Annotated in this window: 16 protein-coding genes; 6 read left to right on the top strand and 10 right to left on the bottom strand. The window is 33.5% G+C overall.

Features of this window, described 5'->3' with window-relative positions; all coding sequences use genetic code 11:
- Nucleotides 1–3: 3 nt before the first annotated feature.
- The 3 genes from WKH56_RS34040 to WKH56_RS34030 form a co-directional block, all read right to left on the bottom strand.
- Nucleotides 4–1,308, bottom strand: coding sequence for a glycosyltransferase family 4 protein (locus WKH56_RS34040; RefSeq protein ID WP_342837729.1), 1,305 nt, complete (start codon nucleotides 1,306–1,308; stop codon nucleotides 4–6).
- On the bottom strand, nucleotides 1,305–1,961 hold the full coding sequence (locus WKH56_RS34035; RefSeq protein ID WP_342837727.1) for a PIG-L deacetylase family protein: 657 nt from the start codon (nucleotides 1,959–1,961) through the stop codon (nucleotides 1,305–1,307). The genes WKH56_RS34040 and WKH56_RS34035 overlap by 4 nt, the downstream gene beginning before the upstream one ends.
- Before the next feature lie 244 nt (nucleotides 1,962–2,205).
- Nucleotides 2,206–2,361: a hypothetical protein gene (locus WKH56_RS34030; protein WP_342837725.1), complete on the bottom strand. Its 156-nt coding sequence runs from the start codon at nucleotides 2,359–2,361 to the stop codon at nucleotides 2,206–2,208.
- 168 nt (nucleotides 2,362–2,529) lie between these two features.
- Between WKH56_RS34030 and WKH56_RS34025 the strand changes: the two genes are divergently transcribed.
- Nucleotides 2,530–3,273, top strand: coding sequence for a hypothetical protein (locus WKH56_RS34025; protein WP_154974752.1), 744 nt, complete (start codon nucleotides 2,530–2,532; stop codon nucleotides 3,271–3,273).
- Between the two features lie 142 nt (nucleotides 3,274–3,415).
- Here the strand turns inward: WKH56_RS34025 and WKH56_RS34020 are convergent, their stop codons facing one another.
- On the bottom strand, nucleotides 3,416–4,216 hold the full coding sequence (locus tag WKH56_RS34020) for a beta-propeller fold lactonase family protein (protein ID WP_165574251.1): 801 nt from the start codon (nucleotides 4,214–4,216) through the stop codon (nucleotides 3,416–3,418).
- 317 nt (nucleotides 4,217–4,533) lie between these two features.
- Here WKH56_RS34020 and WKH56_RS34015 point away from each other — a divergent pair, with 317 nt between their 5' ends.
- The 3 genes from WKH56_RS34015 to WKH56_RS34005 all read left to right on the top strand — a co-directional run bounded on the left by WKH56_RS34015 (nucleotide 4,534) and on the right by WKH56_RS34005 (nucleotide 5,902).
- Nucleotides 4,534–4,749, top strand: coding sequence for a spore coat protein (locus WKH56_RS34015; protein ID WP_048022222.1), 216 nt, complete (start codon nucleotides 4,534–4,536; stop codon nucleotides 4,747–4,749).
- Between the two features lie 138 nt (nucleotides 4,750–4,887).
- Entirely contained in the window at nucleotides 4,888–5,448 is a 561-nt protein-coding gene (locus WKH56_RS34010; RefSeq protein ID WP_048022224.1) for a spore coat protein, read from the top strand.
- 25 nt (nucleotides 5,449–5,473) lie between these two features.
- Nucleotides 5,474–5,902: a spore coat protein gene (locus WKH56_RS34005; RefSeq protein WP_014462117.1), complete on the top strand. Its 429-nt coding sequence runs from the start codon at nucleotides 5,474–5,476 to the stop codon at nucleotides 5,900–5,902.
- 206 nt (nucleotides 5,903–6,108) lie between these two features.
- Here the strand turns inward: WKH56_RS34005 and WKH56_RS34000 are convergent, their stop codons facing one another.
- Nucleotides 6,109–6,543 (bottom strand): hypothetical protein, encoded by a 435-nt coding sequence (locus WKH56_RS34000; RefSeq protein ID WP_014462118.1) that lies wholly within the window; start codon nucleotides 6,541–6,543, stop codon nucleotides 6,109–6,111.
- A 262-nt stretch (nucleotides 6,544–6,805) separates the two neighbouring features.
- Here WKH56_RS34000 and WKH56_RS33995 point away from each other — a divergent pair, with 262 nt between their 5' ends.
- Nucleotides 6,806–8,089: a glycosyltransferase family 2 protein gene (locus WKH56_RS33995; protein ID WP_342837722.1), complete on the top strand. Its 1,284-nt coding sequence runs from the start codon at nucleotides 6,806–6,808 to the stop codon at nucleotides 8,087–8,089.
- A 1-nt stretch (nucleotide 8,090) separates the two neighbouring features.
- Here the strand turns inward: WKH56_RS33995 and WKH56_RS33990 are convergent, their stop codons facing one another.
- The 3 genes from WKH56_RS33990 to WKH56_RS33980 all read right to left on the bottom strand — a co-directional run bounded on the left by WKH56_RS33990 (nucleotide 8,091) and on the right by WKH56_RS33980 (nucleotide 9,711).
- Nucleotides 8,091–8,309, bottom strand: coding sequence for a hypothetical protein (locus tag WKH56_RS33990; protein WP_014462120.1), 219 nt, complete (start codon nucleotides 8,307–8,309; stop codon nucleotides 8,091–8,093).
- Nucleotides 8,310–8,324: 15 nt separating this feature from the next.
- Nucleotides 8,325–8,849: a hypothetical protein gene (locus tag WKH56_RS33985; RefSeq protein WP_014462121.1), complete on the bottom strand. Its 525-nt coding sequence runs from the start codon at nucleotides 8,847–8,849 to the stop codon at nucleotides 8,325–8,327.
- Nucleotides 8,850–8,994: 145 nt separating this feature from the next.
- The gene (locus WKH56_RS33980; RefSeq protein WP_205827165.1) at nucleotides 8,995–9,711 is read right to left on the bottom strand and encodes a glycosyltransferase family 2 protein; all 717 of its coding nucleotides are present in this window, start codon (nucleotides 9,709–9,711) and stop codon (nucleotides 8,995–8,997) included.
- Between the two features lie 154 nt (nucleotides 9,712–9,865).
- Between WKH56_RS33980 and WKH56_RS33975 the strand changes: the two genes are divergently transcribed.
- Nucleotides 9,866–10,948 (top strand): glycosyltransferase family 4 protein, encoded by a 1,083-nt coding sequence (locus WKH56_RS33975; protein ID WP_342837719.1) that lies wholly within the window; start codon nucleotides 9,866–9,868, stop codon nucleotides 10,946–10,948.
- 34 nt (nucleotides 10,949–10,982) lie between these two features.
- On the opposite strand, the gene WKH56_RS33970 is transcribed toward WKH56_RS33975, so the two are convergent.
- Nucleotides 10,983–12,227, bottom strand: coding sequence for a glycosyltransferase family 4 protein (locus WKH56_RS33970; RefSeq protein WP_342837718.1), 1,245 nt, complete (start codon nucleotides 12,225–12,227; stop codon nucleotides 10,983–10,985).
- 564 nt (nucleotides 12,228–12,791) lie between these two features.
- Nucleotides 12,792–13,523 (bottom strand): glycosyltransferase, encoded by a 732-nt coding sequence (locus WKH56_RS33965; RefSeq protein ID WP_098112989.1) that lies wholly within the window; start codon nucleotides 13,521–13,523, stop codon nucleotides 12,792–12,794.
- Nucleotides 13,524–13,741 lie beyond the last annotated feature (218 nt).

Raw genomic sequence — 13,741 nt, 5'->3', positions numbered from 1 at the left:
ACTTTAATTCATCTCCCAAAAATCAGTGTACAAATGCTGTATTTTCCCTACCATGCTGTCTATAGTTAAGTGTTTTTTAGCATGAATTTTCGCATTCATACTCATTTTATTTCGCACTTCTTTATTTGTAATAAGAAATTTTAGTGCATGTGCTAGCTGTTCAGGGTCTCCAGGTTCAACAATAATACCGGTTTTATTATGCTTTATCAGCTCAGGAATTCCTCCGCAATTTGTGGAAATTACAGCAGTGCCGTTATGCATAGCTTCAATTATTGAAATGGGTAAGCTATCATTAATTGTTGGAAGTACAAAAATGTCAGTTTTATTTAAGAGTGAAGGTACATCATCTCTGGAACCTAAAAAGTTTACCATTGATAAACCTAGAGCCTTTTTCTGTTTTTCTAATTTCTCTCTCATTTGTCCATCACCGACGATTAATACCTCCACATTGGAAGTGTATTTTTTCAGGCGTGCCAGCGCGTCAAACAGATAATTATGTCCTTTTCGAGGACCAAGCCTAGCTACGCACGTAATAACTAGCTTTTGTGAGTTCTTTTCTTTTCTTTCCCTTTGGTTCACTGGATAATCAATTCCCGTAATAACTGTAGTAATGTTTCTATTTTTTGCTCCTAGCTTTATTAAAGGTTCACGAAATGAATCACTTAAAACAATAATATGACTTGCATATTCAATCGCTTTACTTTCAAGCTCCGTAAAATACGCTTCTTCTACGGAACCTTTTTTGATGATGTTAAATTTGAGTCTATTAGATGTAAACATGCCATGAGGTGTAAAAAATAAGGGTTTATTGTAAAATTCATTAAACCTTCCTAGAATATTTGCTGTAAACAAATCTTGTGCATGAAGAATATCGTATTTCTCTAAATTCACTGTTTCAAGCATTTTTTCGTATACATATATAAGCCTTTGATGATTTAAAATTCTCTCATTGTAATTTCCATAGCGTTTGGTAAACAAATGTTTTAGGTTTGGAGTGGCAATCTCTCGAAATTGCTTTACTTTTGAAGTTGAAAATTGATTGGGGGAAATAATGTCTACTCTATGTCCCTGGCTTTTTAAACTTTTACTTAAAGTAGAAATATAATTTGAAAGTCCACCTACGTGAGGAAAGCTCCAAAAGGTAGCAATTAAAATAGAAAATTTCTTTTTTGAACTTTGTTTTGATGAGCTTCTCCTCTTAGGGATTTCCTTTGCAACGGATTTTTTAGGAGAACGTGACTTAAGTTCATAATATTGATCTAATGTTTCAATTAGATAGGGGTAGGGAAAGGCAATCTCATGGTTCATTTCCAAACCCTCCTTATAATTTCAAAAGCTTCAGCATAAGGTACGCCAACACTCATGCCTCTTACCCTTCCTAAGTACTCAATGCCTTCGTAAGAACGGGGATGAGGGAACGCTCTCATTTCGAGATCATAATGTTTAAGGGCATTAAGTTTATTTTCCATAGTGTCCGTAACATCTACAAAGTAATTCGGTTTAAATGTTTTTTCGCAACCAAAAGTACCCCATTCACTCGATGAAACGGTTTCAAATGTAATTAATTCTATGGGGGGCATATAAGGAATTGGCCTAGCTGCAGTTAACACTGCTTGAAAAGTAATCTGATGGTCTTTATTTAAATCTCCATAGTGATGTGTAAAAATCTTGACGGGTTTGTATCGTTTGATAAGTTGTTCAATCTCTTTAGTTAACTCGTGAAGAGGAATCATTTCTAGTTCCAGATTGACATGCTCAAGAAATATTACTTCTTCAATGCCAATTTCTTGATTGGCAAGTCGACCAAATTTTTGAATGTGATGGGCTTCTTCCTTTCGCCCTAAAGCAGTAATTACCGAAATTACTTTATAACCTTCATTTACAAATTTTTTTAAGGTTCCTGCAGTTCCCAATAGTTCATCATCAGGATGAGCCCCGATCACTAATATACAATCGCTCATATCTGTGCCTCCTGTAACTTTTTCTTCTATACTTGTACTATAAACAATATATGAGGTTATCCATATATTAGAAACCGTCATTGGCGGAGAATTAAAAATTAGAGCTCTACTAGTTAACATAGAAGAGATATTTGTTGTATCCTTTGTTATGTAATTTTAGTAGTAATGAAAGGTTCCCAATAAAAAAGAAATAAGACCTGTTGATAAAAGCCAATAGGTCTTATTTCTTTTTTAGCTAAAATTATTATTTAGAATTAAATTTCCATAAATTAATAACTCTCATTTTTTTACAAATATCTTTACAAGAATCATGCTTCTCATGCTTCTCATGCTTTTCACACTTTTTGCACGGATTTTTGTGAGCTTTTTCTTCTAAAGTCCAATCTTCTTTGTATTTCATACCAATATCACCTCTTTCATTACTATAATATGTAACCATTAGTAACAGGAGAGGGTGCTTGTCTTGGATTTTAACAAAAATTTTTTGTGAAATTGTATGTAGATAGATAAGCATACAAGCAATTTATTTATAAAGGAATAGAATAATAAATGGGGAAGGAGGAACAGAATGGGGAAATCATATTTTCATTACCAACATAATCATAATGGATGGGATAGGTTGCCGAAAACAACTTTCTTTAAATGGCAGGATAAGAAAAAGTATCAAATGCTTAGTAATAATAATGATCAATTTATTTCGTCTAGCAGCGTTAAACAACTTGATTTTTTGAGTGACAAAGTATTTGTACACTCTTCTGAGAGGTTGGTGGAAAAAAACGAGAATGTACTTACGAGCTTTAAAAGGTATGAGGTAGTTGGCCAAGGAAAAGATGGTGTTATTTATCGATTGTCTTCTGATCGATGTATAAAAGTATTTTTCAAAGAGGAGGTATATGAAAAAGAGTTGGAAGCGATACAAGTGGGACAGCCCTCTTCTATTATTCCTCAACTCTACGGTTATGGACCAAATTACATAGTCATGGAGTATATTGAAGGGATTTCTTTGGCAAAACAGCTTAAAAAAAACGGAGATATAGAAAAGTCATTGGTTGTACAGTTGATAGATTTCTTTGATGAATTAAAAAAATTAAATTTTCGTAGACAAGATACCGAATTACGACATATTTTAATAAATGAACAGGGGAATTTTAAAATGATTGATCTTAAAAGAGCTTTTACTTCTAACCGACCTATTCCTATTAAATTGCTAACCGATTTGAAGGAACTAAAATTATCAAAAGAATTTTTATCTCATGTTAAAGATATCCGTCCTTCTCTTTATCAAAGGTGGAAAAAATTTGATGAAAAGTGAATTCTCTAAGCAGTAGTCAAAATTATTAATTGTAGCAACAATAACTGTGTGCTAATAGGGTTATTGTCGCTACAGGTTATAACATAAAATCACTGTTATGCCACCTCTTATAGAGCATAAATATCCACATTATGTTCTTGTATTAGGCATCAGTTATTGTATAAGTTGATTGATCACCTACAGGGAGGGTAGCAATGACAATATTCGTTGCACCATCAATGACAGACACTACACTATTTTCTTCGTTCGTTACGTGAATTTGATTATTATCGACGTTAACATCAACCATAGACGGTTGTTCTATGACTGGTACTATCCCAATTACAGCGTTTGTACCTGCATCAATGACGGAAACAGTGTCACTATTTTTATTAGCTACATAAATACGGTTGCTGGATAGATTAGCCCCTAAGTCAGTAGGCTGATCACCCACTCGCACTGTAGACATTACTGTATTTGTTAATCCATCAATAACAGAGACAGTATTTTTGAACTTGTTTGCTACATAAATACGATTAATATAGGGATGAACATCTAAATTAATTGGATGGGTTTCTACAGCAATTGTGGCTATAACAATATTTGTTGCACCATCAATGACGGAAACAGTATCTTGACCTGCATTTGTGATATAAACTCTATTTGTGTAGGGGTTAACTCCTACACCTGAAGGCTGATCACCAACTGGAATAATGCCAATAACTGTATTAGTTCCTGCATCAATAACTGAAACAGTATCATCACCTTTATTAGTTACATAAATACGATTAGTAGATGGATTTCCATTTACATTTGTTGGCTGACGACCTACATTTATAGTGGCAATAAAATCATTTGTTGATCCATCCATTACAGAAACCGTATTGTTATCCTCATTTATTGTATAAATTTGATTAGTAGATGACTTTCCTCTTGGAGATAAAAAATCACCTGCAACATGCACAACCTTTGCTTTTTTTCCCATTTAACTCAACTCTTTTCATAAATACTGTTAGGAAAATCGTTGAAAACATAAGGCACTTACCTTATGTACAAATATATGATGTTAAATTTATTTTATTATCTTAAATTTTTTAGGGAAAGAATATGACTATTTAGAGTGCACCTGAGATAGACATGTTGCTGTTTTATTTAAATGAAAATATAGGTGAATAAAAAATCGCTTCAATAACACAGGAAAACACTGGGGAATTGTTTCCTTTTAGGCCATTCCTGCATATGTTGTTATGAATACGACCTTATACAAAAGGAGCGATTAATATGAGTGATTCACCCAAAAGACCAGAGATTGTTCCAAATAAGCTAATGGACTTATTAGTAAATGACGTTTTTTCTAAACATGGCATAGATAAAGAACAGATCAAAGGAAATTTATCTGAAGAGAAGAAGCAAATGCTTAAAGAAATGGTTGAAGATTTGTCAAAACGAGTGGATGAGTTTGTAAAACAAACAAATGCTACCAACAAGAAAAAATGAATTATACCATTCATAAACGCCGTTAAATAGGCGTTTTTGTTGTTTTTTAAAATGGTTGCACTCAATGGTCAATTGGCCCAATCCTATTGATTGGTATGTTCATATATTAATACATACCATGAAAAAGGAGTGTTAGTTATGTCATCTAAAAAGTATTATTCTTACGATGTAAAGAAAAAATGCAAAAGCAAACATAAAAAAGATGATTCTAAGAAGCATTGTAAAGATGGCTGTAAAGTAGATCACTATGAAAGTGAATCTACAGAATATGATTACTATAATAGTCGTGAGAGTTTCGAAAGCAACGAGAGTTTCGAAAGTTTTAATGCAGAAGTAGTTCAAGATGCAGATCAACTTTCTTTAATCGATCAAGAATCAGACGAATTAATTTGGATTAAAGATTCTTGCGATATTAACGTCACTACAACAGATACTCAAGCAGCTATCGGTATTCAAGTGGCTATCCAAGTAGCCATCGCTATTGTAATCCGTATTGCCATCGGCGATACTGTTCAAAAAGATGGTGTGCTTCAAGACTTATTACAGCTATCTGAAATAGAGCAAACAAATAAACAAAAAATTTATATTGAGAATTCCAAAGATGTAGAAATTACAACGACTGATACAGACGTGGCTCTTAACGTTCAAGTACTGTTACAAGTATTAGTAGCTATTATTGTACTTGTCGATGTTCTTTAATTAAAAATTAAACGAGGTGAGAAAAATGGGTGAAAGAAAATGGAGAGCACTAGACCATTGTGAAAATAAACGGTTCAGTGGTAGAGACGTATGGCAAGAAGCTGATCAAATAGCAGCTACTGAACAAAAATCTTTTGAGAAAATTATTGTTAAAGATTCAGAAGGTGTTAGAGTACAAACAACAGATACTCAAATAGCAGCAACTATTCAAGTAGCTTTACAAATAGCTATTGCAGTAGTAGTTCGTATTACAATCGGTGATAATGTTCAAGGAAACAGCGTCGTTGAAGAACTAAAACAATTCGCTAGCATTAAACAAAAAAATTCTCAAAAAACAATTATTGAAAACTCTACAAATGTAAATGTTACAGCTACTGACACAGATATCGCTGTAAACCTTCAAGTACTATTACAAGTATTAATCGCTATCTTAGTTACATTAGACATCCTTTAATATGTAACTAACCTTCTGAGCGTAAAAACAAGGAAGGGAAATCATTTTAATCCTATATAGGAAAACAGAATAAAGAGGAATTTTTATTCTGTGAATGCATTTAGCTAAATTTATTCGTGCGTGTTTTAGTAAATAAAAGAAAGTAAAAAAGCCTTCGCGTTTGCAAAAGCGAAGACTTTTTTATTAAATAAAATTCAATAATATCCTTAATCCGAATAAGCAACTCCATTAAAACTTTCTGGTCCAACTCTCACAGTTCCTAGGATGTTACAAGTGATAAAAGCTGTGTAAATTAAAAGGTTAGAAGCTGGCTTTGGTACGTTAAAATCTGAAGCAGTAAACGTAAAAAGCTGTGGTCCTAAAAGATTAATATTCAACGCCTCCGACGAAGAGTAGACAACTGGGTCGTTAAAGGCAGTACCTCTTACAATAGTAATTGTAACAGTAGTTGCGACAGGGAGGAGTGGTAATTGGCAAGCTACAGTACCACTTAATTGAGTACGGATAGCACCTGTAGCACTTGTAACGTTGAGGCCAATTTGACCGAATAGACCTGGATTAGAGAGAAGTGTAATAGGGATAGAAATAGAGTTAGCAATACTAGCATTTTGAGATGTTCTAGAATCTAATAATATTGTCATGGTATTTTAAACCCCCTTTCTTTGTACTATTACTATATGAAAACTTGTCCCCCAGTGATTGGACAAACTAATTAATTTATAAGGTTAATTAAACTGTTCTCAATTAAATCAAGATACAATTAAGAATGCTTTTTTATAAAAAGCGTTTAGGTTTAAACCATACATATAGATCAATACACATAAACTGAAGGTATGAAAAACAATAAATAAGGTATCATGAAGCTGCAGCATAGTTAGCGTTCTTAAGGACGGAGGAATATAAATGAGGGATATTCAGATATTTTTAGTTGGTTATGTAAACTCAAGTTCGATAAAAAAGGCCGTGGACTCGTTACATTTTATCAATAACCGCATAAATGAAATTATAATCTTGGACATACCAGAGACTTTACTGCAATCAGGAATGACTTTTGAAGACACAAAGATACAATGTATAAACTTAATAAATAATGACCTAGGATTAACGTTAAATTATTACATTCACGGATTGTCGTGTGAATATGTTATGTTTTTGTATAGTTATGATTATTTGAATGATAATGTAATGAAGCACACATTAACTTTAAATGATAAAAAAGGTGCTATGACTTACGATTTTATAATTAATAATAAAGTTATAAAAAGACCGTTTCTCATAAAAACATCTTTTCTGAAGCAAAACCCTTTCTTATCTAAGAGTTATCTTCCATTTAAAGAATCAGTTCTTCCATCTTGGCTTTCACAAATAAATGAACTATCTATCCTTCCTTCACCCAATAAATTAGTTAATCAGGTATCTATAGATAAGACCAGTAGTCACCTTCAAAAATTGAATTTTATCGAAAAGTATCAGCAAAAATTAGAAACACAGAACATACCTCCTTCAATTACGGTTATGATAGCTAATTACAATATGGGTAATTACGTAGGAATAGCTATTAACTCGTGCATTCTACAAAGTAGCCTTCCAGAGCAAATACTAGTCGTTGATGATGGATCAAACGATCATTCCCTAGAGATTATAAAAAGTTTTAAAAACACACCAGGTTTTAGGTTTCTTAGTAAAGATAATGGTGGGAAAGCAAAGGCTCTTAATGCGGCTCTATCATATGTTGAAACAGAATTTGTCATGGAGTTAGATGCCGATGACTGGCTAGACCCAGATGCATTTTACACTATAAGAAGATGTTTAGAAAATTTAAAGGAAGATGTAGCTGTTCTCTACGGTAATTTAAGAGCATGGAAGCAGAATGGAGAAGAAAATATAAGGTATAAAGGGTTAAGGAAAGGACGAGCGATTCTCAATAGAAACGACCTTCTTTCTTATGTATTTCCCTTAGGACCTCGCATCTATCGCACGTCGACTTTAAAACAAAATAACGGGTTTCCTTTAATTGATTTTGAAGGAGGACGAATGTATGAGGATGTAAGTGTATTAAATGATCTAATAAAAACACATCGATTGTTATATAAGGATATGACAGTTTATAACGTCAGGGAACATCCGTTAAGTATCACGAAAAGAAATCACTCCAGTTGGAGTGATTTCTTAAAATACCTTGACTAGTTTACGCAACTGGTGAAATTTTAATTGAAGTAATTGATGGAAGAGCAATAGTTAAAGGAAGAGTAGTTCCGCCATATCCATATCCCACAGTTTGAAGGATTGTAATAAGGCCATTTGTTACAGCAGTGATAATTCCTTCAACAAAGCCATCTGCTAGTGCGATTTCGACTGGTGTACCAATACGCTTTGTTAATTCAGCTACTAAAGTACTTTCAAACATAGTATGACTCCTTCCTTAAAGTGATGATACTGTTTCAACTTTAGAAAGTGGGATATAGTTTAACGATCCGTCACTTTCGGCAACTGCCACGTAGTCTGATAAAACAGCAAGTAAAACACCTGTAATGGTTTCATTTGGTGTAGATAGTTGAACTGTTTGATTAACACGATTTTTTAAGTCGTTTCTAATCGGGGCTGAACCAGATGAAATTGGTAGTCCTGCTAATATGGAGAGAAGATTTCTTAAAAGATCACTAGCAGAAGTAGTAGTAGTACTTACAAGGCCCGTAGTAGTGTTTAAGATATCAGTTGTAGTCGTATTAACGGTATTTAAAAGGCCAGTTGTAGTTGTATTAACAGTATTTAAAAGATCTGTTACGACAGTAGTAGGATTAATAGTATTTAAGGCGTTAGTTACAGTAGTAGCAGGGTTGACAGCATTTAAAAGGTCTGTAGCAGAAGTAGTAGTTGTGTTGACTGTTTGAGGTAATGAAAGCAGGTTTTTTAACAACGCTGCTCTTGCTTCACTTGATAGTGCCAATAGAATTCATCCTTTCTTAAAGCAAAGTTTTTGCATTATTATCTATGTTTTATAATATGCTTATCCGATTTTAAGGTGCTCGGCGGTTTACCTAATTTACTTAAAAATCCGCCTTTCTTATACAGTAGCAAGAACTAAATAGTAATTAAGAGTGTTCTTTATATTTTAACGCTAGCTGTTCCATTACGTGTTTATGACTATTAATTACAATTTTGTTTTCTTCTTTTATAAAAGAAGCATATTTTTTGCTCCCCATATTTTCATGTATCCTTGATAACAAAAGGGGCTGAGGGATGTATTGTAAATCGAATATTTGAATGATTCGTAACCATAAGTCATAGTCATGAGTATAAAGAAGTGTCTCGTCAAAAAGACCCACATGGTCAAACACACTTTTGTGAATCATAATTGAGCAGCCGTTAATAATATTTCCTTTGCTTATTCTAGTGATAAGATCTAATTTATTTAACGTCTGAATACCTAAAGGCGGACTAATGATTCGTCCTCTATAATTGATGGCGTAGTAATTTGTGTGACTAAAAAAGGCATTATGAGTTTTCATCGATTCTAGTTGTATGGCGATTTTACGATGATCATAAATATCATCAGAACTAAGCCAACATATATAATCACCTGTTGCTTGCTGAATTCCTACATTTAAAGCACTCGCTGTGCCACCATTTTCTTTTATAATATAGATGATTTTATCTAAATAGGGAAGGATTTTATCCGTATGCTTAGTAGATCCATCATTTACTACTATAATTTCAATATTGGTGTAGGTCTGTTTAGTTAAACTATCTAGTGCATGATCGATATAAGAGCAATTAAAGAATGGCACAACAATAGATACTTTTGACATATTCACTTCTCCTTTCAAGAATTAAAAATCTGTGATTATGTTTTTAGGAAAAATAACAATTTTTAAATTTACATCGCATTTATTAACATATGTAACACGGTTTACATATGAAATAGAAGTTTATTAATTCTACACGTAAAGGTGGAGAGGGAAAATGAATGTATTATTCGTGTTTTATGTTCCAAGTGGAGGAGTAGAAACGTTAAATCGTCAAAGGTGTAAAGCCCTTAAAAAGTACAACATTAATGCTCATTGCCTTTATTATGAAAATAGAAAGAAAAGCATAAATGACCATGGGACCCAAACGTTTGTAACGAATGAAGACCATGAAATTAAAAAAATACTTGATGAAGGAGATTATAGTCTCATTGTCGTTGTCTCAGATTTTCAAGCTCTTCCTCGGTTTAGATCGCTTGGATATCAAGGGAAAATGATTATTGAAATACAAGGATACGGCCCAAAAAGTACAGCGAAATCTGCTCTTACAGATGCTATACCTCTTGTCACTAACTATGCTTCAGGATTTCTTAATCCCAAGACTCCTCATATCGTGCAATTACTAGATGAACTCTACCCCTCATTTCCAAAGTTTAGTTTCAACAATTGTTTTGATACTAATCAGTTCTCCTATAAAGCTGTACCTACTAGTCATCAGCCTAACGTCGCATGGATTGGGCGAATCGAAGATAACAAAAATTGGAGAGAGTTCTTAAAAATCGGTAGCGAATTAATCCATAATCACAATTCAAACATACGATTACATATGTTTGAAGACCCTACTCTAAGCGAAGCTAAGGAAAGAGGTCAATTTGAAAAATTAATTAAACAGTTAGATTTAGAAAAACATCTTTTTCTTCATGCAAACGTTCCGAATGATCAAATGGCCGTTTATTTTTCCATGATAGGGGAATCAGGCGGATTTTTATGCTCTACTTCAAAGGTAGAAGGAGCCCCATATTCTCTTCTTGAAGCGATGAGTTGTAAATGTCCGGTTTTAACCACTGACTCCGATGGCGTAAGAAGCTCAATTATTCATAATAAAACGGGGAAATACTATACATTAGGTGACGTTACCGAAGCTGTTAAAGAGGCAAAGGAGTTAATGACGGATTCTCAGTTAAGAGAAAAGATACGTAAAGATGCTTTTGAGCACGTAAAAGTAAATTTCAACCCAGATTTATACTGTGTGAATTTTATTTCAATGATTCAATCACTGGGACTAAACCTCAGTAAGTAAATAAAATACCAGATATTTTCTAGTATCTGGTATTTTATTTTTCTTGATTTTCTGTGTTAAGTTTTTCTGCTTGTTCGTAAAGCGACAAAAAATTAGTAACCATTTTGTTAAGGTCCCATTTATCTTGAGCCCACTCTTTTGTACAAGAAGCTAGCTGGTTTCGAAGTAAATCATTTGCAAGCAAATACTTTAATTGCTCATACAGTTCATAAATATTTCCTACAGAAGAGACTAGCCCGCTCCTTCCCACTTCAATCATTTCAGGTAATCCAGCTGTATCGCTAATAAGAACAGGAAGACCTGCAAGCTGGGCTTCCATAACAGAATAAGGCTGAGTATCGTGAATACTAGGGTGAACAAAGATATCGGCTTCTCTAAGGAAATGAAGAACATTATTCGAAGCACCTAAAAATCTAACTTTATCTTTTAGATCTAAGTTTGTGCATTGTTTTTCTAATGCCCCTTTAATTTCGCCTTCCCCCAGTATCCAGCATTCCCAATCCTCTCTATCTTCTTTTAAGAGGGAAAGGGCATCTAAGAGGTGATGAATGCCTTTTAAATAGACGAGCCTTCCCATATAAAGGATAATTTTTCTACTCTGCTTAGGCCCGATAAATGGCCTTTCTATGGCATCCATATGGAACTTTTGGATATTAATTCCATATGGGAAGGTAACAATTTTTTCTGAAGGAATAGAAAAATTATCTACGATATTATGAGACATCCATTCGGTTGGACTATGAATGAAATCACTTGCCTCATATCCTAACTTCTCAATTACCTGGTGATATTGATATTCAAATGTGGCCTCTATTTGTTTGTCTGTTTTATGAGGATGCATGGTTTTGAGTGTGAAAAAAATATCTTTTGACAGATTTCCAAGAGCACTAGTCACAAGTGGGGTATGAGAAGGTTTAACTCGATTTATAGCGTTTGCCGCTGTGACATCTAGCGCATGTATGAGGTCATATTGCTGAAGATTATAATATGCTGCCGAAAGCTCTAAGCTATAACGAAATAACTCAGTGTTGTATATCCAACTCTTCACTGGGAGTGAAGGAAGCTCAGTAAGCAATTTTTCTTCAATATAGGAGGAAAAAACTTCAATATCTATTTCTGGCTTTTGTCCAATGATTCGATATTTATTTAAATCAGGCGTCTGACTAAGGACATGAACTGTATGACCTGACTCTTTCAGTGACTGTTGGAGTGAGGAGACAAATGTCCAAACGCCTCCGGTATAGGGGAGTGGGTAATAGGAAACTAATAAAATCTTCATTTTATAATCATCCTTTAATTATTTTCTCTCTATTCAATAGGAAGAGGAGAAGAATAAGAATTTTCAACGTCTAAAGCACTTCATTTAGTATGAGAAAGAATTATACTTACAACCCCAGGATCAGGTATCTTATAATTGGTAGGTAAATTAGTTTTTATTTCATTTAAAAACTCAATTAGATGTTCATCAAATAACGAATCCTTATTATCCTTCATGTATGTCCCTTCTTTTCTCAAAATTGATATATGCTTAAATTTTTATTGTTTTGCAAATCCCTATTTATATAATATGTCCAAAATTTTTAATTGGCACGGACGAGTGCACGCTGATAGTAGATAAATATAATGACAAGTTTTGCAAATTTTTTTACAAAGTGTGTTTATTAAAGTTTCCATACAGATTTGTATGTAATAAACTTTACACATTTCCATGTAAAGTTTTTAGAGTGAAAGATAAACTTGTGTCCTAATAATGCGTTTCATTTATTAAATGAAAGTAACGAGTGGAATGCTTATAAAAGGAATAAATAGGGGGGGAAGGGTAATCATAGAAGAGTAAGCTCACCTAATCTTGCGAAGGGTGTGATTTTGACTTGCTGATATATTTTTGCAGCAGAGGGCGGTAATGAAACTCGATAGTTTTCATTTCTTCTCTCATCTCATTTTGGTATCTGCTGGTGCCCGAATGTTCATGAGAACGAAATTTTGTAAGTGCTTCATCATAATAATGGATTTCATAGCCATTAACAAGCATACGAAACCACATCTCATAATCCTGAGTATAGCGAAAATCCGGAGAAAAAATCCCAATTTCATCAAAGATTTTCTTTTTTATAAGAATGGTACAACCGTTGATAGCATTATACGTTAAGTAGGCGTTATACACTTCTTCTAAACTGGAGAAACGTTTACAGCACCAAGGTATTAAAACTTCATTATCTTTATTAATGTAGTCAAAGTTAGTAAAGCTGGCATCTATGTTCTTTTGCGTCATAAAGTTTAGCTGTTTAGAAATTTTTTCAGGAACAAAATAATCATCTGAGCTTAACCAAGCTATATACTCTCCTGTAGCAACGAATAAACCAGTATTTATTGCAGTAGCCGTTCCACCGTTTTCTTTTCTTATATAAACAATTTTATCTTTAAATGACTCTATCTTCGCAGTGTGGGACGTTGAACCATCGTCTACCACAACTACTTCGATATTTTCATAAGTTTGGTTTAAGGCACTTTCGATCGCTTGATCGACAAAGGCACAGTTGTAAAAAGGAATAATTATTGATACTTTTGGACCCATTGTTTCCCCTCCGAAAAAAATTTTTAATAGCATAAGTGAAACGTAGTCTAAATTACGACTTTTGCAGGTGAATAAAAGGTGAAGATGATCATTTTAAGTTTATTAATGAAAGCACACTCTTGATTAGAATATGCATAAACCTCCTTAAGTGACATGCTTTCTCAGAAACTTCATTTACATAAAACATTCGATTTTATAAGAGAATGGTTACTTTTACG

Source organism: Priestia sp. SB1 (genome assembly GCF_038898415.1).
This window is presented reverse-complemented; position numbering and strand designations above follow the sequence as displayed.

Bases quoted from the DNA above. Each gene is read 5' to 3' on its own strand.
- WKH56_RS34040 (WP_342837729.1), bottom strand. From the start codon at position 1,308: ATGAACCATGAGATTGCCTTTCCCTACCCCTATCTAATTGAAACATTA.
- WKH56_RS34035 (WP_342837727.1), bottom strand. From the start codon at position 1,961: ATGAGCGATTGTATATTAGTGATCGGGGCTCATCCTGATGATGAACTA.
- WKH56_RS34030 (WP_342837725.1), bottom strand. From the start codon at position 2,361: ATGAAATACAAAGAAGATTGGACTTTAGAAGAAAAAGCTCACAAAAAT.
- WKH56_RS34025 (WP_154974752.1), top strand. From the start codon at position 2,530: ATGGGGAAATCATATTTTCATTACCAACATAATCATAATGGATGGGAT.
- WKH56_RS34015 (WP_048022222.1), top strand. From the start codon at position 4,534: ATGAGTGATTCACCCAAAAGACCAGAGATTGTTCCAAATAAGCTAATG.
- WKH56_RS34010 (WP_048022224.1), top strand. From the start codon at position 4,888: ATGTCATCTAAAAAGTATTATTCTTACGATGTAAAGAAAAAATGCAAA.
- WKH56_RS34005 (WP_014462117.1), top strand. From the start codon at position 5,474: ATGGGTGAAAGAAAATGGAGAGCACTAGACCATTGTGAAAATAAACGG.
- WKH56_RS34000 (WP_014462118.1), bottom strand. From the start codon at position 6,543: ATGACAATATTATTAGATTCTAGAACATCTCAAAATGCTAGTATTGCT.
- WKH56_RS33995 (WP_342837722.1), top strand. From the start codon at position 6,806: ATGAGGGATATTCAGATATTTTTAGTTGGTTATGTAAACTCAAGTTCG.
- WKH56_RS33990 (WP_014462120.1), bottom strand. From the start codon at position 8,309: ATGTTTGAAAGTACTTTAGTAGCTGAATTAACAAAGCGTATTGGTACA.
- WKH56_RS33980 (WP_205827165.1), bottom strand. From the start codon at position 9,711: ATGTCAAAAGTATCTATTGTTGTGCCATTCTTTAATTGCTCTTATATC.
- WKH56_RS33975 (WP_342837719.1), top strand. From the start codon at position 9,866: ATGAATGTATTATTCGTGTTTTATGTTCCAAGTGGAGGAGTAGAAACG.
- WKH56_RS33970 (WP_342837718.1), bottom strand. From the start codon at position 12,227: ATGAAGATTTTATTAGTTTCCTATTACCCACTCCCCTATACCGGAGGC.
- WKH56_RS33965 (WP_098112989.1), bottom strand. From the start codon at position 13,523: ATGGGTCCAAAAGTATCAATAATTATTCCTTTTTACAACTGTGCCTTT.